Source organism: Micromonospora sp. 067-2 (assembly GCF_046549295.1).
Classification (GTDB): Bacteria; Actinomycetota; Actinomycetes; order Mycobacteriales; family Micromonosporaceae; genus Micromonospora.
In genome coordinates this window covers 413,758-433,757 of record NZ_JAJPWB010000008.1, presented here as the reverse complement: position 1 = coordinate 433,757, position 20,000 = coordinate 413,758, and the positions used below count along the sequence as shown (strand labels likewise).

At 70.7% G+C, this 20,000-nt stretch carries 15 protein-coding genes; 2 read left to right on the top strand and 13 right to left on the bottom strand.

Annotated elements, in window-relative coordinates; genetic code table 11:
- Genes hutH through ACLJN9_RS21760 form a run of 6 tightly spaced genes read right to left on the bottom strand, consistent with a single transcriptional unit; the run spans position 1 to position 7,897 of the window.
- On the bottom strand, positions 1–1,539 hold the full coding sequence (gene hutH, locus ACLJN9_RS21785; protein WP_410813295.1) for a histidine ammonia-lyase: 1,539 nt from the start codon (positions 1,537–1,539) through the stop codon (positions 1–3).
- Positions 1,536–2,696 (bottom strand): imidazolonepropionase, encoded by a 1,161-nt coding sequence (hutI, locus tag ACLJN9_RS21780; RefSeq protein WP_410813294.1) that lies wholly within the window; start codon positions 2,694–2,696, stop codon positions 1,536–1,538. The genes hutH and hutI overlap by 4 nt, the downstream gene beginning before the upstream one ends.
- Positions 2,693–4,057 (bottom strand): formimidoylglutamate deiminase, encoded by a 1,365-nt coding sequence (locus ACLJN9_RS21775; protein WP_410813293.1) that lies wholly within the window; start codon positions 4,055–4,057, stop codon positions 2,693–2,695. The genes hutI and ACLJN9_RS21775 overlap by 4 nt, the downstream gene beginning before the upstream one ends.
- A 37-nt stretch (positions 4,058–4,094) precedes the next feature.
- The gene (locus ACLJN9_RS21770; protein ID WP_410813292.1) at positions 4,095–5,294 is read right to left on the bottom strand and encodes an allantoate amidohydrolase; all 1,200 of its coding nucleotides are present in this window, start codon (positions 5,292–5,294) and stop codon (positions 4,095–4,097) included.
- 58 nt (positions 5,295–5,352) lie between these two features.
- Positions 5,353–7,029: a urocanate hydratase gene (gene hutU / locus ACLJN9_RS21765; RefSeq protein WP_410813291.1), complete on the bottom strand. Its 1,677-nt coding sequence runs from the start codon at positions 7,027–7,029 to the stop codon at positions 5,353–5,355.
- A 16-nt stretch (positions 7,030–7,045) separates the two neighbouring features.
- Complete coding sequence (locus tag ACLJN9_RS21760; RefSeq protein WP_410813290.1) at positions 7,046–7,897, bottom strand: MurR/RpiR family transcriptional regulator; 852 nt, start codon at positions 7,895–7,897, stop codon at positions 7,046–7,048.
- 217 nt (positions 7,898–8,114) lie between these two features.
- On the opposite strand from ACLJN9_RS21760, the gene ACLJN9_RS21755 reads away from it, so the two are divergent.
- Complete coding sequence (locus tag ACLJN9_RS21755) at positions 8,115–9,362, top strand: hypothetical protein (RefSeq protein WP_410813289.1); 1,248 nt, start codon at positions 8,115–8,117, stop codon at positions 9,360–9,362.
- A gap of 51 nt (positions 9,363–9,413) precedes the next feature.
- Here the strand turns inward: ACLJN9_RS21755 and ACLJN9_RS21750 are convergent, their stop codons facing one another.
- From ACLJN9_RS21750 to ACLJN9_RS21720, 7 genes are all read right to left on the bottom strand, one after another.
- On the bottom strand, positions 9,414–10,550 hold the full coding sequence (locus ACLJN9_RS21750; RefSeq protein ID WP_410813288.1) for a glycosyltransferase: 1,137 nt from the start codon (positions 10,548–10,550) through the stop codon (positions 9,414–9,416).
- Positions 10,551–10,560: 10 nt separating this feature from the next.
- Entirely contained in the window at positions 10,561–11,793 is a 1,233-nt protein-coding gene (locus ACLJN9_RS21745) for an acyltransferase family protein (protein WP_410813287.1), read from the bottom strand.
- A gap of 37 nt (positions 11,794–11,830) precedes the next feature.
- Positions 11,831–13,363: a lipid II flippase MurJ gene (locus ACLJN9_RS21740; protein WP_410813286.1), complete on the bottom strand. Its 1,533-nt coding sequence runs from the start codon at positions 13,361–13,363 to the stop codon at positions 11,831–11,833.
- Between the two features lie 3 nt (positions 13,364–13,366).
- Positions 13,367–14,497 carry a glycosyltransferase family 4 protein gene (locus ACLJN9_RS21735; RefSeq protein WP_410813285.1) on the bottom strand — a complete coding sequence of 377 codons (1,131 nt, stop codon included), beginning with the start codon at positions 14,495–14,497 and terminating at the stop codon, positions 13,367–13,369.
- 53 nt (positions 14,498–14,550) lie between these two features.
- Positions 14,551–15,588: a glycosyltransferase gene (locus ACLJN9_RS21730; protein ID WP_410813284.1), complete on the bottom strand. Its 1,038-nt coding sequence runs from the start codon at positions 15,586–15,588 to the stop codon at positions 14,551–14,553.
- Positions 15,518–16,951 (bottom strand): O-antigen ligase family protein, encoded by a 1,434-nt coding sequence (locus ACLJN9_RS21725; protein ID WP_410813283.1) that lies wholly within the window; start codon positions 16,949–16,951, stop codon positions 15,518–15,520. The genes ACLJN9_RS21730 and ACLJN9_RS21725 overlap by 71 nt, the downstream gene beginning before the upstream one ends.
- A gap of 73 nt (positions 16,952–17,024) precedes the next feature.
- Complete coding sequence (locus ACLJN9_RS21720) at positions 17,025–18,290, bottom strand: glycosyl transferase family 1 (RefSeq protein ID WP_410813282.1); 1,266 nt, start codon at positions 18,288–18,290, stop codon at positions 17,025–17,027.
- Positions 18,291–18,716: 426 nt separating this feature from the next.
- Here ACLJN9_RS21720 and ACLJN9_RS21715 point away from each other — a divergent pair, with 426 nt between their 5' ends.
- Positions 18,717–19,985: a DUF1800 family protein gene (locus ACLJN9_RS21715; RefSeq protein WP_410813281.1), complete on the top strand. Its 1,269-nt coding sequence runs from the start codon at positions 18,717–18,719 to the stop codon at positions 19,983–19,985.
- Positions 19,986–20,000 lie beyond the last annotated feature (15 nt).

Genomic DNA, 20,000 nt, shown 5'->3' with positions numbered 1-20,000 from the left:
TCAGCCCAGCGGGCCGACCTCCCGTTCGATGGCGGCGCGCAGTTCCGGGCCGGCCAGCACCGCGCGGGCCGCCTCCATGACCGGAGCGAGGAACACGTCCGGCCCGGGCGCACCGGCCGCACCGCCGAGCGCGGCGACGGCGGCCCGGCCGGCCGGCGACGGCTCCAGCGGCGCGCGCAGTTGGAGGCCGCGTACGCCGGCCAGCAGCTCCACCGCGAGCAGGCTGGTCAGGTTGTCCAGCACGGTGCGCAGCTTCTTGGCCGCCGCCCAGCCCATCGAGACGTGGTCCTCCTGCATGCCGCTGGTGGGCAGCGAGTCCACCGAGGCCGGGGCGGCCAGCCGCCGGTTCTCCGCGACGATGCCGGCCGCCGTGTACTGGGCGATCATCAACCCGGAGTTCACGCCGGCGTCGGGGGACAGGAACGCCGGCAACTCGCGGGAGCGGGTGACATCGAGCAGCCGGTCCACCCGCCGTTCGGCGATCGCGCCCACCTCGGCGGCGGCGATGGCGAGGAAATCCGCGGCGAAGCCGAGTGGCGCGCCGTGGAAGTTGCCGGTCGACTCGACCCGGCCGTCCGGCAGCACCACCGGGTTGTCCACCACGGAGACCAGCTCCCGGCCCGCGACCGTCCGGACGAAGTCCAGGGTGTCCCGGGCAGCGCCGGCCACCTGCGGCGCACACCGCATCGAGTACGCGTCCTGCACGGCGTGCGCCAGGTCGTCGCGGTGCGAGTCCATCACCCGGGAGTCCTGCAGCAGCCGGGAGATGTTCGCCGCCGACGCCGCCTGGCCGGGGTGCGGCCGGATCGCGTGCAGCTCGGGCAGGAACGGCCGCTCCGAGCCGAGCATCGCCTCGATGGCCAGCGCGGCGGTCACGTCGGCCATGGCGAACAGGTGCGCCGCGTCGTGGATGGCCAGCAGCAGCATGCCGAGCATGCCGTCCGTGCCGTTGATCAGCGCGAGCCCCTCCTTGGCGGCCAGCTCGATCGGCTTGAGCCCCGCGGTGTGCAGCACGTCGGCCGCGTCCTGCCGGTCACCGGTCGGGCCGAGCACCCAGCCCTCGCCGAGCAGCACCAGCGCGCAGTGCGCCAGCGGCGCCAGATCCCCGGAGGCACCCAGTGAGCCGTGCTCCGGCACCCACGGGGTGATGTCGTGGTTGAGCAGGTCGACCAGCGCCTCGGCAACCAGCGGGCGGACCCCGGAGCGGCCCAGGGCGAGCGACCGGACCCGCAGCAGCATCATGGCCCGGACCACCTCGCGCGGCATCGGGGCGCCCACGCCGGCGGCGTGCGAGCGGATCAGCGCGTGTTGCAGCTCGGCCCGTCGCTCCGGAGCGATGAAGGTGTTGGCCAGCGCCCCGAACCCGGTGGAGACCCCGTAGACGGGTCGTCCGGACGACTCGATGCCGTCCACGATGGCCCGGCTGGTCGCCATCGCGTCGATGGTGGCCGGGTCGAGGACGACCTCTGCGGTGCCGCGGGCGACCGCGAGCACGTCGTCGGCGGAAACTCCGGTGGGCTGGATGGTCACGGTCGTCATTGCGATACTCCGTTGAGCAGGACCTGGCGGATCAGTGGAACACCGGGCCGGTAGGCCAGGTGCAGGTACGAAGGGGCGTCCAGGACGACCAGGTCGGCCCGGGCGCCGGGGGTGAGCACGCCGATGTCGTCGCGGCGCAGCGCCCGCGCGCCGCCCAGCGTCGCGGCCCGGACCGCCTCCGCCGGGGTCATCCGCATCTCGCGGACGGCGAGGGCCACGCAGAAGGGCATCGACGAGGTGTACGACGAGCCGGGGTTGCAGTCGGTGGCCAGTGCCACGGTGACGCCGGCGTCGAGCAGCCGGCGGGCGTCCGGGTAGGGCGAGCGGGTGGAGAACTCGGCACCGGGCAGCAGGGTGGCCACGGTGGTCGTCGAGGCCAGCGCATCCACGTCGGCGTCACTGAGGTGGGTGCAGTGGTCGACGCTGGCCGCGCCCAGTTCCACGCCGAGCTGGACACCGGGGCCGGGGCCCAGTTGGTTGGCGTGCACCCGTACGCCCAGCCCGGCGGCCTGTCCGCAGGCGAGGATGGCCCGGGCGTGGTCGACGTCGAAGGCGCCCCGCTCGCAGAACACGTCGATCCACTTCGCGTACGGCGCGGCGGCGGCCAGCATCGGGCCGCAGACCAGCCCGACGTAGTCGTCGGGGCGGTCGGCGTACTCGGCGGGCACCACGTGCGCGCCCAGGAAGGTGGTCTCGGTGCTGGTCTCGGCCGCGATCCGCAGCGAGCGGGCCTCGTCGGCGACGGTCAGCCCGTACCCACTCTTGATCTCCATGGTGGTGGTGCCCTGGCGCAGCGCCTCCCCGCGCAGCCGGCGCACGGTGGCCCGCAGCTCGTCGTCGGTGGCGGCCCGGGTGGCACCGACCGTGGTTCGGATGCCGCCACCGGTGTACGGCTGGCCGGCCATCCGGGCGGCGAACTCGGCGGCCCGGTCCCCGGCGAAGACCAGGTGGGCGTGGCTGTCCACGAAGCCGGGCAGCACGGCGGCCCCGGCGGCGTCGACCCGCCGGTCGGCGGCCGGCGCGTACGCGGCCGGCCCGACCCAGGCCACCCTGCCCTCCTCGACGAGCACGGCCGCGTCGCGGCGGATGCCCAGCGGGCCCTCGCCGGCGCCGTTGGTGACCAGCTCCCCGATGTTGTCCACCAGCAGACTGCTCATGAGGCCGTCACCGCCTCGATCGCGGCGGACAGCTCCGCCGGCACGTCGACGGTCAGGTGCCGCCCCTCGGCCACCACCACCCGGCCGTCCACCACGACCTGCTCGACGTCCGCCGCCCCGGCCGCGAAGAACGCGCCCACCGGCGGCACCCCGGCGGTGCGGGCGCTGTCCAGCCGTACCGTGACCAGGTCGGCGCGGGCACCGACGGCGATCCGGCCGGCGTCGGCCCAGCCGAGCGCGCCGTGCCCGACGGCGGTGGCGGCGGTCACCAGCTCGACCGGGGTGAAATGGCCGCGCCGCCGGGTGCGCAGCCGCTCGTCGAGCTCCACCGCCCGGGCCTCCTCGAAGAGGTCGATCACGGCGTGGCTGTCGCTGCCCAGGCTCAGCCTGATGCCCACGTCGGCCATCCGGCGGGCCGGGCCGATTCCGTCGGCGAGGTCCCGTTCGGTGGTCGGGCAGAGGCACACCCCGGTCCGGCTCTCCCCGAGCAGTGCCAGGTCGCCGCTGGTCGGGTGCGTCACGTGTACGGCGGTGGTGTCCGGCCCGAGCACGCCGTGCTCGGCGAGCAGCGCGGTCGGGGTGCGGCCGTGTACGGCCCGGCACTCGTCGTTCTCGGCGGGTTGCTCGGACAGGTGCACGTGCAGCGGTGCCTGCCGGGCCCGGGCCCAGTCGGCGACCGTGCGGAGCTGGTCGGCGGGAACGGCCCGCACCGAGTGCACGGCCGCGCCCACCCGGGCGTGGGAGTCCGTCGGTTGGAACGCGGCGGCCCGTTCGGCCCACCGGGTCGCGTCGCCGTCGTCGAAGCGTCGCTGCGGCCCGGTCAGGGCGCGGCCGTCCACGCCGGCGCTCAGGTAGCAGGCGTCCAGCAGGGTGAGCCGGATCCCGGCGTGCGCGGCGGCCTCGACCAACGCCGCGCCCATCGCGTTCGGGTCGTCGTAGGCGCCGCCGTCGGGGCGATGGTGCAGGTAGTGGAACTCGCCGACGCAGGTGATCCCGGAGAGGGCCATCTCGGCGTAGACCGCCCGCGCCAGCGCCAGGTAGGTGTCCGGGTCCAGGCGGTCCGCGATGGCGTACATCGTCTCCCGCCAGCTCCAGAAGTCGCCCCTGCCGCCGTGGGTACGCCCGCGCAGCGCCCGGTGGAAGGCGTGCGAGTGCGCGTTGGCCAGCCCGGGCAGGGTCAACCCGGGTAGCCGCACGGCGTCGGCGTACACCTCGACCCCGGCGGGCGGCTGGCTTCCGGCGGTCAGCGGCGTGAGGGCGGTGATGCGGCCGGCCTCGACCTCGATGAGCACGTCGGGAGTGGGCTCGGCGTGGTCGGGCAGCCAGGCGTACTCCGCCAGCCAGCGGGTGGTGGTGGTCATGCCCCTCGCCTCCTTTGGAGCTGAATCGTCTGCGACATCAGCGGGTCAGCTCGTCGAGCACGCGGGCCAGCGCCCGTACCCCGGCGGCGCAGTCGTCGTCGCTGGCGGCCTCGGCGGGGGAGTGCGACACCCCGGTCGGGTTACGCACGAACAGCATCGCGGTGGGCAGGTGCGCGGCGAACACCCCGGCGTCGTGGCCCGCACCGGTGGGCAGCACCGGCGCGTCGAGCAGCGTGGCCAGCCGGCCGGCCAGCCCGCCGTCGAAGGCGACCAGCGGCGTCGTCGACTCTTCGCTCAGCGTCGCCACCGTACCGTCGCGGCGCGCCCGCTCGGCGAGCTTGCCCCGCAGCGCGTCGACCAGCCCGGCCAGGGTCTCCGGGTCGGCGGCCCGAGCGTCCAGCCAGCCGGTGACCTTCGACGGGATCGCGTTGGTGGCGTTCGGCTCGACGGCGACGCGGCCCACGGTGGCGTGCGCGCCGCGCAGCCGGGCCTCCTTGTTGGCCGCCAGCACGGTGAACGCATAGGTGAGCATCGGGTCGCGGCGGTCGGCCATCCGGGTCGTACCCGCGTGGTTGCCCTCACCGGCCACGTCGAAGCGCCACCGGCCGTGCGGCCAGATCGCGCTGGCCACCGCGACCGGCGCGTCCGCCTCGACCAGCGCGCGGCCCTGCTCGACGTGCAACTCCACGAAGGCGCCGAACCGGCCCAGCAGCTCCGGGCGGGCGCCCGCCGGCCGGTCGCCGAGCGCCTCGGCGAAGCTCACCCCGGCCGCGTCGCGCAACTCGGCCGCGCGGTCCGCCGCGAGCGCCCCGGTGAGCAGCCGCGAACCCAGACACGGTACGCCGAAACGCGCACCCTCCTCCTCGACGAAGGCGGCGAGCACCAGCGGCCGGATCGGGGTGACGCCGGCGGCGCGCAGCTCGTCCACGGCGAGGAACGCGCTGACGATGCCGAGCGGCCCGTCGTACGCCCCGCCGTGCGGCACCGAGTCGAAGTGGCTGCCGGTGAGCACCGCGTCGCCGGCCTCCGGGTCACCCCAGTGGGCGAAGAGGTTGCCGTTGCCGTCCTCGGTGACCGGCATGGCGCGGCGCTGCGCCTGCGACCGGAACCAGGCGCGCAGCTCCCGCTCCGGCTCGGTCAACGCGTGGCGCAGGTAACCGCCACTGCCGGCGTCCCGGCCGACCGGCGCGATCTCGTCCCACAGCGCCCGGAATCGGCCGGGAAGGTCGTCGCTCACGCGTCTCTCCCCTCGTTGTTCGCGGCTGCGGGGCTCCGCTGCGCTGCACTCCTCGCGCTCACGGGGTGCCCTCGGCCATCGGCACCCGGACGCCGGTGCGCGCCGCGACCTCACGGGCACTGTCGTAGCCGGCGTCGACGTGTCGGATGACGCCCATCGCCGGGTCGTTGGTGAGCACCCGCTCGATCTTCTGCCCCGCGAGGGCGGTGCCGTCGGCCACGCAGACCTGTCCGGCGTGGATGGATCGGCCGATGCCCACGCCGCCGCCGTGGTGGATCGACACCCACGACGCGCCACTGGCCGTGTTGACCAGGGCGTTGAGCAGCGGCCAGTCGGCGATCGCGTCGGAGCCGTCGGCCATCCCCTCGGTCTCCCGGTACGGGCTGGCCACGCTGCCGGTGTCCAGGTGGTCCCGGCCGATCACCAGTGGGGCGGAAAGCTCGCCGGAGGCGACCATCTCGTTGAACCGCACGCCAGCGCGGTCCCGCTCGCCCTGGCCGAGCCAGCAGATCCGCGCGGGCAGGCCCTGGAAGGCGACCCGCTCGCCGGCCAGCTTGATCCACCGTGCGAGGGACTCGTTCTCCGGGAACAGGTCCAGGATCGCCCGGTCGGTGGCGGCGATGTCGGCCGGGTCACCGGAGAGCGCCGCCCACCGGAACGGGCCCCTGCCCTCGCAGAACAACGGCCGGATGTACGCCGGCACGAAGCCGGGGAAGTCGAAGGCACGCTCGTAGCCGCCGAGCTGCGCCTCGCCCCGGATCGAGTTGCCGTAGTCGAAGACCTCGGCACCGGCGTCGAGGAAACCGACCATCGCCTCGACATGCCTCGCCATCGACGCCCGGGCCCGGTCGGTGAACTCGGCCGGCTTCGCTCTTGCGTACTCCGCGGCCTCGGTCAGCTCGACCCCGATCGGCAGGTACGACAGCGGATCGTGGGCACTGGTCTGGTCGGTCACGATGTCGATGTCGACACCGCGGGTCAGCAGCTCGGGAAACACCTCCGCCGCGTTGCCGACCACGCCCACGGAGAGCGCGCGCCGGTCCCGCTTCGCGGCCGACACCCGCGCGATCGCGTCGTCCAGGTCGTCGGCGACCTCGTCGAGGTAGCGGCCGTGCACCCGGCGGTCGAGGCGGGTCCGGTCCACGTCCACGATCAGGCAGACGCCGCCGTTCATGGTGACCGCGAGCGGCTGCGCGCCGCCCATCCCGCCGCACCCGGCGGTCAGCGTCAGCGTGCCCGCGAGAGTGCCTTCGCTCGACTGCTGCCCGGCGCCGGCGATCTTCGCGGCCACCGCCGCGAACGTCTCGTAGGTGCCCTGCAGGATGCCCTGCGTGCCGATGTAGATCCAGGAACCGGCGGTCATCTGCCCGTACATCGTCAGGCCGAGTTGCTCCAGCCGGCGGAACTCCGGCCAGGTCGCCCAGTCGCCGACCAGGTTGGAGTTGGCCAGCAGCACCCGGGGCGCCCACTCGTGGGTCCGCATGACGCCGACCGGGCGGCCGGACTGCACCAGCATCGTCTCGTCCTCGCGCAGGTCGGTCAGCGTCCGGACCAACGCGTGGTACGACGGCCAGTCCCGGGCGGCCTTGCCGGTGCCGCCGTAGACCACCAGGTCGTCGGGGCGTTCGGCCACCTCCGGGTCGAGGTTGTTCATGAGCATCCGCAGGGCGGCTTCCTGCGGCCACCCCCGGGCGGTGAGCTTGCTACCCCGTGCGGCACGAATGGGCTGGGTCATTCTCTGGTCTCCTCCGTTATCCGAGGAACAACTGTCGGCGGGCCGCAGAGGCTTCGAAAGCCTCCAGTCGGCGCTGGGTGTCGGCGGGCGCGGCGTCGCAGATCGCCTGCAACAGCACCATCGCCAGGGTCATCGGCGCGGTGTGCAGGTCGAAGACGAGCTGGGCGCCGACCGCGGCGGGCAGCACCACGTCGGCGTACTCGGCTGCCGGGCTGACCGGCGAGTCGGTGATCGCCACGACGGTCAGCCCGGCGGTACGCGCGTCGCGCAGCGCGTCGAGGGTCTCCCGGGGGTAGCGGGGCAGTACGAAGGCCAGCAGGGCGGACGCACCGGACGCCGCAGCCTGCTCCAGGCGGTCGGTGAGCAGGCTGCCGCCGTCGTCGAGCACCCGCACGTCCGGGTGCACCTTTGCGGCGAAGTAGGCGAAGTACGTGGCCAGCGGCGCGGCGGCGCGCAGACCGAGCACGGGCAGCGGGCGGCTGTCGGCGAGCAGCCGGCCGGTCTCGGCGATCCGGTCGGTGTCGGCGAGCTGACCGGACAGCCGGTCCAGGTTGTCCATCTCCGCGCGTACCGCCTGCTGGAGCTCGTTGCCGGCGTCCGGCGGTCCGCCGGGTACGGCGGTGGTGAGGTCGCGGAGTCGGCGTCGCAGTGCGGGGTAGCCGTCGTGCCCGAGCGCGACGGCGAACCGGGTGACCGACGGCTGGCTGACCCCGGCCAGCTCGGCCACCTCGGCTGCGGACAGGTACGCCACGGCGGGGGCGTGCTGCACCAGGCAGTGCGCGATGCGGCGCTGGGTCGGGGTGAGCCGCACGCCGTGGAAGAGGTCGAGCACCTGCTCGACCGACGCCTCGACAGCTCCTTCATTCACGCCGCGACTCTATGCATAAAAACTTTCAGGCGGAAGGGTTCGTGCCGATCAGACGTCCCACCGACCTGTCGGTCGGCTGACCGGCGGGACGCTGACGTGGCGCCGGCTCTGTAGGATCCGCACGGCGGTTGAGCGGAGGATTGGGATGCAGCCGGAAAGCCCCTACAGGTACACCCATTTGCTGGGCGCGTGCCAGGTTGGCAAGGCATGGGCGGCAATGGACGGGCAGGGTCAGTTCGCCACCGTGGCCGTGTTGGACGGGGTCGCCGCGTCCGACCAGCGGTGGCGCGAGGCCTTCGGCATCGCGGCCAACGCGCTCGCGCAGGCCAGTGGCGGTCACCAGTACGCGGCCGCCGACCTGTCGGCCGCCCACCCGTGGGTGGCCTACCGGGCCGAGGAGGGGCACGCGCCGCAGCGGCTCTTCCAGAGCCTCGGCATGGACTACCAGCCGGTGCCCGACCTGCCGGTCTCGGCACCACCCTTGTCGGCGCCCCCGTCGGCCCCGCCGGTGTCCGGTGTGCCGCAGCAGGTCAGCGGCCCGCCGAAGTCGGTCTCCGGGGTGCCCGAGCTGGTGGACCACATGCCGCAGCTGCCCTGGGCGGTGCACACCAACCCGGTCTCCGGGCAGCCGGTGTCCGCGTCCCCGCAGCCCGTCTCGGGTATGCCGGCCTCGCCGGCCGCCGTCATCCCACCGGCGGTGTACGGCTCCCCGCCGAGCAGTCCGGGCGCCGACGCGTTCGTCTCGCCGGTCCGCCGCATCGCCCCCTCGGCGCCGCCGCGTCGACGAACCGGCCTCTGGATCGGCATCGCGGCACTGGTGCTGGTGGTGCTGGCGGGTGCCGGCGGCCTCGTCGCCTGGGCCGGCTCGGGCGACGACGAACCGCCGGACACGTCGGCCAGCGCCAGTCCGGGCGGCAACGCCGCGCCGATGCCCGCAACGCCACCACAGTCGCCGGGCACCGAGCCGCCGCAGGGGGGCAAGTGGCCGACCCAGTGGCCGGGGTTCACCGAGCGGGACAATGTGCGCACGCTGACCAACCTCGAAGGGCTCGGCTTCCCGGTCAAGGTTCCGATGGACTGGACCTGCACACTCGCCGGAAAGGCCGAGGGCTACACCAAGTACAACTGCGCCCGGACGGCGTCCGGGGAGTCGACAATGGGCGGTGAGCTGATCGTCCGGAACTGCCCCCAGCCGTGCGACGAGCGCCGTCAGACCGCTATGCGGATGGCCGAGGAGGCGTGGGGCACGCGGTGGATTCGCAGCGGCCAGTCCGCCACCTACGGCGAGGCACTCATCAACGCCGACGGCGAGCAGCGACACGGTCTGGTCGTCGTCGCCTACTACCGTGGTGGTCCGGATGGTGTCACCGACCGGCAGCTCGTCCTGCGGCTGACCGGTCCGATGCAGGAGGCGAATCAGCTGCGTCGTATTGCCACCTACCTGCGGGACGTCCTCGTCTTCTGAGCTCGCGCGGGTGTGCGTGCCGGACCGCACGCACACCCGCGCCAGTGACGCTCAGAATCCGGCGTCGGCAATCCAGGCCGTCATTCGCGCGGCGAACTGCTGTTCCGAGAACCCATTGGCGTGTGACCGGACGCGGTCCTGCGACAGCTCCGACAGCCGGTGGACCAGCGGCACGAAGCTACGCGGGTCCTGGGAGTCGATGAGGAAACCGGTCTCCCCGTCGACGACGGTCTCCAGCAGACCACCGCGGCGCAGACCCACCACCGGGGTCCCGCAGGCCTGGGCCTCGACCGGGATGATGCCGAAGTCCTCGTGGACCGGAAACAGCAGAGCACGCGCACCCCAGTAGAGCTGGCGCAGACGCTCCTTCGACGGCCGGACCTCGAACGTCACCGGCACCTGGACCCGCTCGGCGGCACGCCGCAGCGCGGTCTCCTCCGGGCCGGAGCCAGCGATCACCACCGGCAGTCCGGCCGCCTCGGCGATCTGGATGATCAGGTCGAAGTTCTTGTACGGGATCCACCGCCCGACCCCGAGCAGGTACTCACGCGGCTGACTCTGGTCCGCCGCAGGCGCGGCCGCGAAGTAGTCGACGTCCACCGGAGGGTTGATGACGACCGCGTCTCGCCTCCAGTAACGGGCGATCCGGGCCCGCACCTCCTCCGAGTTCGCGGCGTAACCGTTCACGTGGCGACTGAGCCGGACGTCGGCGGTCTGCAGCACGCGCCGCGGCAGGGTCAGCATGGGGTTGGAGCCCCGCCCGTCGAAGTTCGGACTCCAGATGTACCGCGCGGGGGAGTGCACGTAGCTGAGGTACCGGGTGTCCTCAGACGAACCGAGCCGCACGGTGTGAGCGAACGCGTGGCTGGACGAGATGACGAGATCGAACCGTTCCTGGCTGAGGGTCCGCCACACCAGGGGCATCAACGGCAGCGCCCCTGCCTTCGTCCGGCGCAGCGGTGTCCGCGCCATCCACGACTCCCGCAGGTTGGGCTCGACGGCGTCATGGTCCTTCCAGAGAACGAAGCGCTCCGCGTCGGGCAGCAGACTGCTGATCTGCCGGAAGACGTTCTCCGAGCCGCCGGTGGCCCCGAACCACTCGTGGACGAGCGCAACTCTGGCGCTTGCCAGGCCGTCGAGGGGCCGCGTCGCGCCCGCCTGGGGGATGGCGGAAAGGTTGTCTACCACTGGTTGCTCCTCATGCCATGGGACTTCCGGCGTCCGACCGAACCGAGCCGCCGTGTTGATCACTTTCCGCCGTCCGGCGTTCGCCGGTGGCCTTGCTACTGCTCGACGATTGCGCGCGGATCTCCGTGAAGCTCCGCTGGAGCTGCCGGCGAAGGAACCGGGCGCCAGGCCGCTCCACGAAACGGTGGGCGAGGTAGGCGAGCAGCATTACGCCGGCGAGCAATGCGGCCAGCAACGCCCAGGGCGGCACCGATTCATGGAGGCGGCTCAATGCGACACGACTGATCTGCAGATGCAGCAGGTAGAGCGGATAGGTCAGCGAACCCAGGATGGTGAGCCCCCGCCACCGCACACCCGAGAAGAATCCGAGCGCGATCGCCGCCATGACCGCGAAGAAGGCCAGCATCACCGGTAGCGCCACCTCGAAGGAGACGACCGGCTTCGGTCGGTTCGCGTTCTGTTCCGCCACCCGCCTGCTCACCTCCAGGATCGCCAGGACCACCGAGACGCCGACGATGCCGGTCAGGAGGAGGTTCGGCCCGAAACGGTGGCAGAGGTAGAGGGCAATGCCGGCGATGAAGTAGGGGGCGAACTTGGGCTCGACGATCGACACCAGCAGCGGCGAGTCGGACCCCTGGGCGAACAGCGCGGCGACCGTCCAGAACACGCAGAAGAGGACGACCCGCCGGTAGGTGAGGCCGAACCAGACCACGACTGCGAAGAGTAGATAGAACTTCAGCTCGATGAAGAGGGTCCAGTAGACCGAGTCGATGTGCGGGATGCCGACGAAGGACTGCAGCATCGTCAGATTCATCAGGACGTGCGATGGCTGAGGCCGACCGCTCGCGAGTGGCCAGACCATGAGGACAGCAGAGGTGAACAGCACCGCGAAGAGGTACGCGGGAACGAGCCGGGTGACCCGCGACGTGAAGAAGTCGGCTACCGATTTGCCCCAGCAACTCATGCAGATGACGAAGCCGCTGATGACGAAGAAGAACTCGACCCCCATCCAGCCGTAGCGGGAGACGCTCACGATCCCTTCACCGAACAGTTCACCCGCGCTGGTGCCCCAGGCTCCCCGGTTGTCCACGAAAACGTGGTAGCAGAGGACCGCGGCGGCCGCGCAGAAGCGCAGCAGATCAAGAATGTAGAGGCGGTCGCCGCGAGGGCGGCGCGAGGGCCCAGCCGTTTCGCCGGGAGTTGCTGCCAACGGCGGGGCCGGACGGTGCGGCGCGCCCTCCACTGCGGTCACCAGACCGGTGTGCACGGTCATGGGGTCCTCACTTGATGTCCACCAGATCGGCCTGCGGAGTCTCGTCAGCACCGCGACCGAGCTTCTTCAGGACAAACGACAGGAAGGTACGCCGAAGCTGGGGCACGGCCGCCACGTAGCCGACCCAGATCAGCAGGATGGCCACGCAGGATGCGATGAGGCGCAGCAGCCCGGGGCCGGCCAACAGGTACCCGGCGGCAGCGGCGGTAGCCGCGCCGGGCAGCGCAATGGCGAGCAGGCGCATGCTGAAGCCCAGTACCGACAGCAACCGAGCCGAGATGAGGAACATCAGCACGCCGCCGACCGAGGAGGCGGCACCGATCGTGAAGGCGCCCCAGTGCTTGTACAGCAGCAGGTTGAAGGCGATGGGTATGCCGAAGGAGACCGCCATCACGATAGCGACCTTGACGTTGGCTCCTCGGGCGTTCAGCACCTTGACGAAGGTGTAACCGAGCACGTGTGCCCAGATCCCGAGCGCGAAGCCCAGCAGCAGCACCGACGAGACGTCCACCGCGCGGTTGTCGAACTCGCCTCGGGCGTACAGAAGCGTGACGATCCCTCTGCTGTTCAGCGAGAGGATCAGGGCGAGAGGGATGGCCACCAGGATCACCGGCGGGATCAGGCGACGAAGTCCGCCGCCCACCTCCTGGGGCTTCATGCGGGCGAACGAAGCCAGGCCGGCCAGGCCCAGCGGCGCGGCGAGCAGGGCCATGACCGAGTCGACCACGAAACGCGCGTACTCGGTGGCCGCGACGACCTCCACACCGAGCAGCGAGCCGACGGCCCGCTCGACACCGATCGACCCCTGAAGGATCACGGGAATCAGCAGCAGCGGCCGCAGTCGTCGCCAGAACATCTGGAGGGCCAGCTTGGTGGCGGCGCGGTCGGGACGGTGAGGACCTGATTCGTCACCCTCGCTCAGATAGCCCTGCCGCCGGAGCCAGTAGGCGCCCATGCACCACAGCACGATGTACGGAAGGGTGAAACCCCATGCCAGTACGGACACGTGCCCGGTCATCCAGGCGATGACCGTCGCGAGGATCAGCCCGATGCTCTGGCACGAGGGGCGCAGGTTGATCAGTCGGACGTCGTCGTTCGCAAGGCCAACCAGGGTGTACAGGTTGTACAGCACGTAGAACGGCACGCCCAGCGCGGCGATACCGAGCATGGTCGCGGCGATCTCCGCCGTGTGCGGATCGAGCCCTGGCCCGAGAAGGTCGACCCACAGGTCCCGACCGAAGATGAGCGCCACGGCCAGGACCACGGAGAAGGCAGCCAACAGCAGGTGCACCGCGCGGTAGAGCACCTGCGCCATCGCTGGCCGCTCCTGGCGGTACTGCACGTACAGCGGCAGGAAACCCGCGGAGAGCGCGTCGGCGGTGAAGAAGTTGATGGGGATCAACGTCGCCGTCAGCGCGATGCGGTTGGCAGCCACCACACGCCCCGCCCCGAAGAGCGCGGCCAGCAGGACCTCGCGGAGCAAGCCGAGGATCTTGCCGGCGATGCCGCCGATAACCAGACGGAAGAAGACCTTGCCCATTTCTCAGACCTGGCGCTGTGTGATCAGATGCGCGAAGTCGGCCAGGTAGTCCCGTGCGCAATAGTCGAGAAGGAAGGCGGGGGGCAGCAGATTGGCGCGCTGCCCCCGTTCCGCGGTCACCTTCTGCACCACGTCGGCGAGCGCATCGGCGTCCGGTGTGTCGACCTCGTGTAGCACTCGGCTCAGTGCCTCCGATCGGATCGACCCGGCGGTGACGACGCACGGCAGGCCGGACGCCAACGCCTCCAGAACCGCCATCGGAAGCCCCTCCAGACGCGCAGTGGTGAGCAGCGACACGTCAGCGGCTGAGTAGTAGTCGCGCACCGCGTCGGCATCGACCCGTCCGGTGAACTGGACCATCTCCTCCAGCTGGAGCTTGCGGACCAGGCCTCGCAGCCGCCCCTCGTCCGGGCCGTCGCCGACGACCACGAACCGGAACCGGCCGCCGAGGCCGCGGTCGCGCAGAATCGCCGCCGCCTGCAGGGCTCGATCGACCCGCTTCTGCACGTGCAGGCGCCCGACGCACCCGACCACCACGGTCTCTTCGTCAATTCCCAGCTCGCGTCGGATCCGGCCTCGGGCGGCGCTGTCGAACGCGTGGTCCTCGGCCCGGACGCCGTTGGGGATCAGGCGCACCTTGCCCGGTGTCGCGGACCAATTCTGCGGTGCGGCGGTCAGCGACTCGACCACGTTCTCACCGACCGCGACGAGACGGTCGAAGTCCCTGTAGCGGGCCAGGTCGCGGACCAGAGAGAAGGCATTCTTGGGCGTGCCGGCCAGGGAACGTGCGCTGGGCGCCCGCAGCTTCGACCCAAGCTCCATGGCGGACGTGCCGTGCACCTGGAGCACGAACGGCGTGCGGGGGTGCTGGGCCCGCTCCCGGACCACGGAGTAGGAGCCAGCGCTCACCGAGAAGACCACGCTCGGCGCGGTTCCGGTCGCGGCCCAGTGTGCTCGGGACTCCTCCCACCAGGCGTGGGAGTAACGACCGGGACGGGTGCCCGCCAACGGCGTCACCTCGACGCCGTCCTGGGTGAAAGTCCCGGCACGGCCCGGGATAGCTGTGGTGACTATCTGCACCCGCGGCACGTGCAGCGCCCACTCGGCGGCCAGCCTCCAGGCGAGGGTCTCCATTCCCCCGGTGTGGTGGTGCGGCGTCGACCGAGAATGGATGAGAATTGACTCGATCACAGTTGGTTCCTATACAAGGCTTCGAGTTTGACGGTCTGCCGGCTCAGGTTGAACCGGTCTTCGACGGTTTGCCGTCCGACCTTGCCGAACCGGTCACAGAGGTTCTGGTCACGTAGTAGCTCGATCAGTCGGTCCGCGAGCGCGGCGACGTCTCGTTCGGGCACCAGGAAGCCGTTCGCCCCGTCCGTGACCGCCTCGGGAATCCCACCGTGACGGGTCCCGACCACCGGCTTGCCCGAGGCGGCCGCCTCCAGAAGGACCATTCCAAGCCCTTCCTGGTCACCGTCCTGTGCCGTCACGCTTGGCAGACAAAGCAGCGTCGACTGGCTCAGCCACCGGAGGGTGTCGCTGTGCTTCTGCGCTCCCAGGAAACGCACCCCCGCCTCAACCCCCAACTCGCGGGCGAGTGAACCGAGGGAGTCGCGCAGCGGGCCCTCGCCGATGAGCACCAGTTCGGCGGCGGGAACGGCCTTGCGTACCTCGGCGAATGCCCGCAGCAGGTACTGCGTCCCCTTCTTCTCGACCAGCCGCGCAACGTGCAGGATCCGGGGTGCCTCGGCTGGACCGGACGGCTGGATGGCATCGACGTCCACCCCGATGGGTAGGACCTGGCACTTCTCGGCGGGGTAACCCCATTCCACAGCGCGTCGTCGGATGTGCTCGGACACACAGATGAAAACCGCGCCGTCGGCGAAGAGGGAGTGACGCCAGGTGACGTAGTTCAACCAGGAAGGCTTCTTTGAAGTCACCATCTTTGCCCGACTGACCGTCACGTCGAAGCCGTGCAGGGTCGTGACCAGCGGTACCCCCAACGCCTTCGCGGTGGGAACCCCGTACACCCCCTCGACGCCGAAGTGGGCGTGCAGCAGTGCGGTGTCACGCTTCGCAAGGGCGCCGACCAATGCCTCGGAGCGGCGGGTCAACGTGTACGACAGAAGCGCGGGCCTGCCGAACTCGGCGACGCTAACCGACTCGGTTCCCGGCCGGGTCGGGACCGGGTCGCGGCCCACGAACAACGGCCGGAAGCTGCGCATCGCCAGGGCCTGGTTCGGAATGAACGTCTCCGACGGCAGGAACTGCTGATGTCGCAGGATCCCGATGGTGGGCATTTGCATCGTCGTTCGACTCCTCGCGGTCGCCCACGATGAGGTAGGCGACCAGCAGTGAAAGGATAGGAATGAGGTGGATGTCACCGAAGATCTCGGTGTTGTCGCCCATCCCGTGGATCAGCGTCCACGCGATCGCGGCGGTGGTCCAGAGCGCGAACGTCCGTTGCTGGTGCCCGCCAGCCGTCACGGCCCGGACGGCGAGCCGCAGTGCGAGCGCGAAGAACACGGCGGTCAGCACCATCCCGGCCAAACCTGTTGCGGCCCATGCCGCCAGGAGGACGTTGTGGGGCGGGAAACTACGGTAGATGCCGTGCTCCCGTGCGTACGCCCCGAAGCCGGCGTCCCAGCCACCGTAACCGAGGCCGAGGAGCGGATCCCGCAGGAACGCCTCGGCACCGAAGCCCCAGATAGCTGTGCGGTCGCCGAAGGATTTGACCAGCGCCTGCGCGAAGCCGAGGTCGGCGGCGAGCAGTACACCCCCGACGACGACGAGTAGACCCGCGCCAGCGAGCCCGAGCGACAGTGGGCGGTGGGCGCGTCCCGCCGGGCGGCGGTGGCTACCGTGCCGGGGCGGGCCTGACTCGGCAGCCCGTCGTGCTCGACCGAACCGCTGGACGGCGAGGACGGCCGCGGGCAGGGCGACCGCGAGGAGTGTGGCCGACTTGGAACCCGTGACCGGCACCGCCGCCAGAGCGACAAAGCCCACCAACCGAGTCCAGCGGGTGCCGGTGATCGTCGCGACGGCGAACGCGGCGACCGCGTTCACACCGAGGAACAAACCGGCGACGTTCGCATTGACGAAGACCCCGCCGGATTTTGCCTCGTCGAAGACGTTGTTCGGACTTCCCGTGAAGAGGGCGGCGACCGTGTTCTGCCCACTGACGAACCCGGCTATCGACCGAAGGAATGCGTCCTCCACGCCGGGCAGGACCCGGAAGACGAGGACGAGCACTGCCTCAGCCACCACCCAGGGCCAGTACCAGCGTTCGATCCGGCGCAGTAGGCCGGGACTCTGGCGAACGGCTTGGACCATCAGCATCAGGGTGACGATGAACTGGCCGAGCAGGGCGATAGCTGGCAGGCCGGCCCGCGGGTCCGGTGACCAGGCGAGTGCGAGCAGCCGCACCACGAGCAGGACGAGCAGGACGCGGAACAGGCCGAGGCGGAGCAGGTCGACACCTGAGCCGCGCCGGGCCGCCAACAGCACTCCCGGCACCAGCAGGATGGTGACCACCGTTGACGCCGCGATGTCGGTGCTGCCCTTGGGCAGCAGGTAGAACTGCGGCACGGCGAGGATGAGACACGCCGCAGCCCAGGGAACCGATCTGATCGCGATCGCCCCGGCAACGGCTGAGCGGACCCTAGCCACGAGGCCTTCCGGCGTCGCCCGCCGGCCGCGTCACCACCTCGTCGGCGCGCCGTGGCATTCGGTTCGCGATGGTGCGCAGGAGACCGCCACGGGAGCTCCAGCCGAAGCCGCTGGCGTACTGGACGCGGTCCGCGAGCACATCGTCCGCAGCGGGCCGGATCGTGGACAGCACATGGTCGACGAAGTCTTCGGTCGAGGTCGCGGCCGTGATGTGCTCGGTCGCCCGAGCCGCCTGCACGACGTCCGGGATCGGGGTGCTGATCACGTTCAGGCCGGACGAGAGATACTCGTAGCACTTGAGCGGGCTGACACCGGCGGTGTAGTCGTTCAGCGAGTACGGGATCAACCCCACGCTGCACGTGCCGGCCGCGGTGGCAAGTTGGTCGAGCGGGAGCATTCCCAGGTATCGGGCGCCGAGTCGTTCGAGCTCGGCCAGTTCGCGGTCGAACCCGCCCCCACCAGCCGCGATCGGGCCGGCGAGAAGAAGCTCGCCATGCCCCTGAAGGGCGATGGCCAGCGTACGCAGAAGCTCGAAGTCCAGCTTGTGAGGCGTGAGGTTGCCGGCGAACAGTGCGGCGGGCCGCCGCTGGGCCGCCGGCTGGCTGCCCGCGGAGAAGACGTCGACCTCGGCGACGTTCGGCAGGGTGAGGATCTCGCTGAACCCGACGTCGTTCAGGTGGGCGGTGACGGCCCCGCTGGTGCCGATCGTCAGGTCGGCCCGGTCCGCGAGGCTCCGCTCACCGGCGGCCACGGCCGAGCCGTCGATGCCGGGAAACGCTTGGAAGATGTCGACACAGTGGTAGAGGGTGTAGTCCGCGTACTGCTCGAGACCGTACGTGACGGGCGTGAAGGTCCAGAGGATCCGCGGACTCGGGCTGCGCCGCCACTCGGCCACGGCACGCTCCAGCAACAGCCGGTTCGGCAGCCGTGTCGGTGCCTGATGAATCGGCACGATGAGCGGCGAGATGACCCTGACCCGATCAGGAATGGGGCGGTAGGTAGCCGTCTTCTCGTGGCCGACAACCGAGTGCCGCAGTCGCTTCGCGATGCGGGTGACGTCCTTCGCGTCGAGCCGTACCCGCCGCAGGCCTAGGGACTCCACGAAATGGGCGTCGAAGTCACGGGCCAACTCCCGCACGACGTAGTGCTGGTTCGTGGCGATCGGAGAGTTCCACTCGGCGGTGCCCAGGATCAGAATCGTCGGTGCTGCCGATCCGGCTCCGGAGAGAGGATCCGGGGGCGAAGGGGGTGTTGTCACGTGTCTCTTCCGGATTCGTCCGGCCACTTGATTGCGCTGCGGCCGCAGGTGTGCAGACCGCGCGGCAGCGGTGGTGCGTGCATGACGGGACGCACCCCGTTACCTCCCGATCCCCGTTCGGTTTGGCGCGCTCCGCCAGCCCAACGGGGCTGTGCCGGGCGCACCGGCAGACGGGCGCCAACGAGGGCTGCCCGTCAGGCCCGGGTTAATAGACCCTAACGCCGACCCTCCTGTCAATGGTGGCCCGGCGCCCCGGCGGGCCGGTCGCCGCAGCAGGGGGCGAAAGCTCGTACTAAGTGCGTAGATTTGGGAGTCAATGGGGGGCCGGGTAACACGCATGAAATGGCTCTTCGGTCAGTTCATGCCGACAAGCAACTGGTTTCGGCCCGTCTGCAGGGAACACCCGGGCTCCTTTACTGTGGACGCATGACCGACGACATCGTCCTCCTGCTCCGGCGGGCCGGTTTCGGTCCCACCGCAGCGGAGGTAGGTGCCGCACGTCGACTCGGTTATGCATCGACATTGTCCGGTTTGGTAGCTCCAGCCGGCCCGGACGTCGGCGCAACCAGCGCACCGACGCCCGATCTGGGGCCTGATCCGTTCACGCTCCTGCCCCGGGCCACCGACGCCCAGCGAGCCCAGGGTGACCGGCGTCGCACGGAGCAGACCATCTCTCTGGCACGTTGGTGGCTCGAACGGATGACCGTGGCCGACCACCAAGCGGTCGAGAAACTGCTGTTCTTCTGGCACGGCCACTGGGCGACCTCGGTGGCGAAGGTCCGTAGCCCTCAGCTCATGCTCGGGCAGCTGCGCGCGTTCCGGGAGGCACGCGACTTTGCCGACCTCGCGCACCGGATGGTCCTCGACCGGGCGCTGGTCTACTGGCTGGACGGGCAGCACAACAAGAAGGCAGCGCCGAACGAGAATCTTGCCCGGGAGCTGTTCGAGTTGTTCATGCTCGGTGTCGGGCACTACACCGAACGGGACATCAAGGAAGCCGGGCGTGCGTTGGCGGGTTGGCGGGTCATCCTCGACCGTGAGACGCCGGTTTCCGATCCTCAACACCGCGACACGGGCCGCAAGACGATCCTCGGCACTGCCGCGAACTTCGACGCCAACAGCCTCGTCGATCTTCTGCTCCAACAGCCGACCTGCAGGCGGTTCATCGCGTCCCGACTGTGGTTTCGGTACGCCTCGGCCACCAAGCCGATCCCGGAACGCACCCGGGAGGCGATGGCGGCGGCATTTCCGGCGCCGATGTCGATGCTGAGGGTGCTCTTCGGCGATGAGGCGTTCCAGCAGACCCGCGGCACGATGGTCCAACAGCCAGTCGAGTGGCTCGTCGGCGCCATGCGTCACCTGGGGCTCCGGCCCGCTGCGATGCCCGACCAGGTCTTCACACAGATCTACTGGGCGATGGAGGCGCTAGGCCAGCGTCCGTTCGCTCCGCCCAGCGTGGGCGGGTGGCCGGCGGGTGCCGCCTGGCTCACCTCGGCCGCCGCCCAGGTACGGCTGACGATCGCCGGCATGCTCGTCGACCTGGTACGGCCGGGCCCTCTGACAGCGGAGGCCGTCGCGCACCTGCTCTGCATTGACGGATGGACCGACCGGACATACGCCGTGCTGCGCGACGCCCGCAACGACCGACTGAAGCTGACGCTCGGGTTGGTCAGCCCCGAGTATCTGGTGACCTGACCAGAGTAGGTGTGG

Bases quoted from the DNA above. Each gene is read 5' to 3' on its own strand.
- hutH (WP_410813295.1), bottom strand. From the start codon at position 1,539: ATGACGACCGTGACCATCCAGCCCACCGGAGTTTCCGCCGACGACGTG.
- hutI (WP_410813294.1), bottom strand. From the start codon at position 2,696: ATGAGCAGTCTGCTGGTGGACAACATCGGGGAGCTGGTCACCAACGGC.
- ACLJN9_RS21775 (WP_410813293.1), bottom strand. From the start codon at position 4,057: ATGACCACCACCACCCGCTGGCTGGCGGAGTACGCCTGGCTGCCCGAC.
- hutU (WP_410813291.1), bottom strand. From the start codon at position 7,029: ATGACCCAGCCCATTCGTGCCGCACGGGGTAGCAAGCTCACCGCCCGG.
- ACLJN9_RS21755 (WP_410813289.1), top strand. From the start codon at position 8,115: ATGGACGGGCAGGGTCAGTTCGCCACCGTGGCCGTGTTGGACGGGGTC.
- ACLJN9_RS21740 (WP_410813286.1), bottom strand. From the start codon at position 13,363: ATGGGCAAGGTCTTCTTCCGTCTGGTTATCGGCGGCATCGCCGGCAAG.
- ACLJN9_RS21735 (WP_410813285.1), bottom strand. From the start codon at position 14,497: ATGGAGACCCTCGCCTGGAGGCTGGCCGCCGAGTGGGCGCTGCACGTG.
- ACLJN9_RS21730 (WP_410813284.1), bottom strand. From the start codon at position 15,588: ATGCGCAGCTTCCGGCCGTTGTTCGTGGGCCGCGACCCGGTCCCGACC.
- ACLJN9_RS21715 (WP_410813281.1), top strand. From the start codon at position 18,717: ATGACCGACGACATCGTCCTCCTGCTCCGGCGGGCCGGTTTCGGTCCC.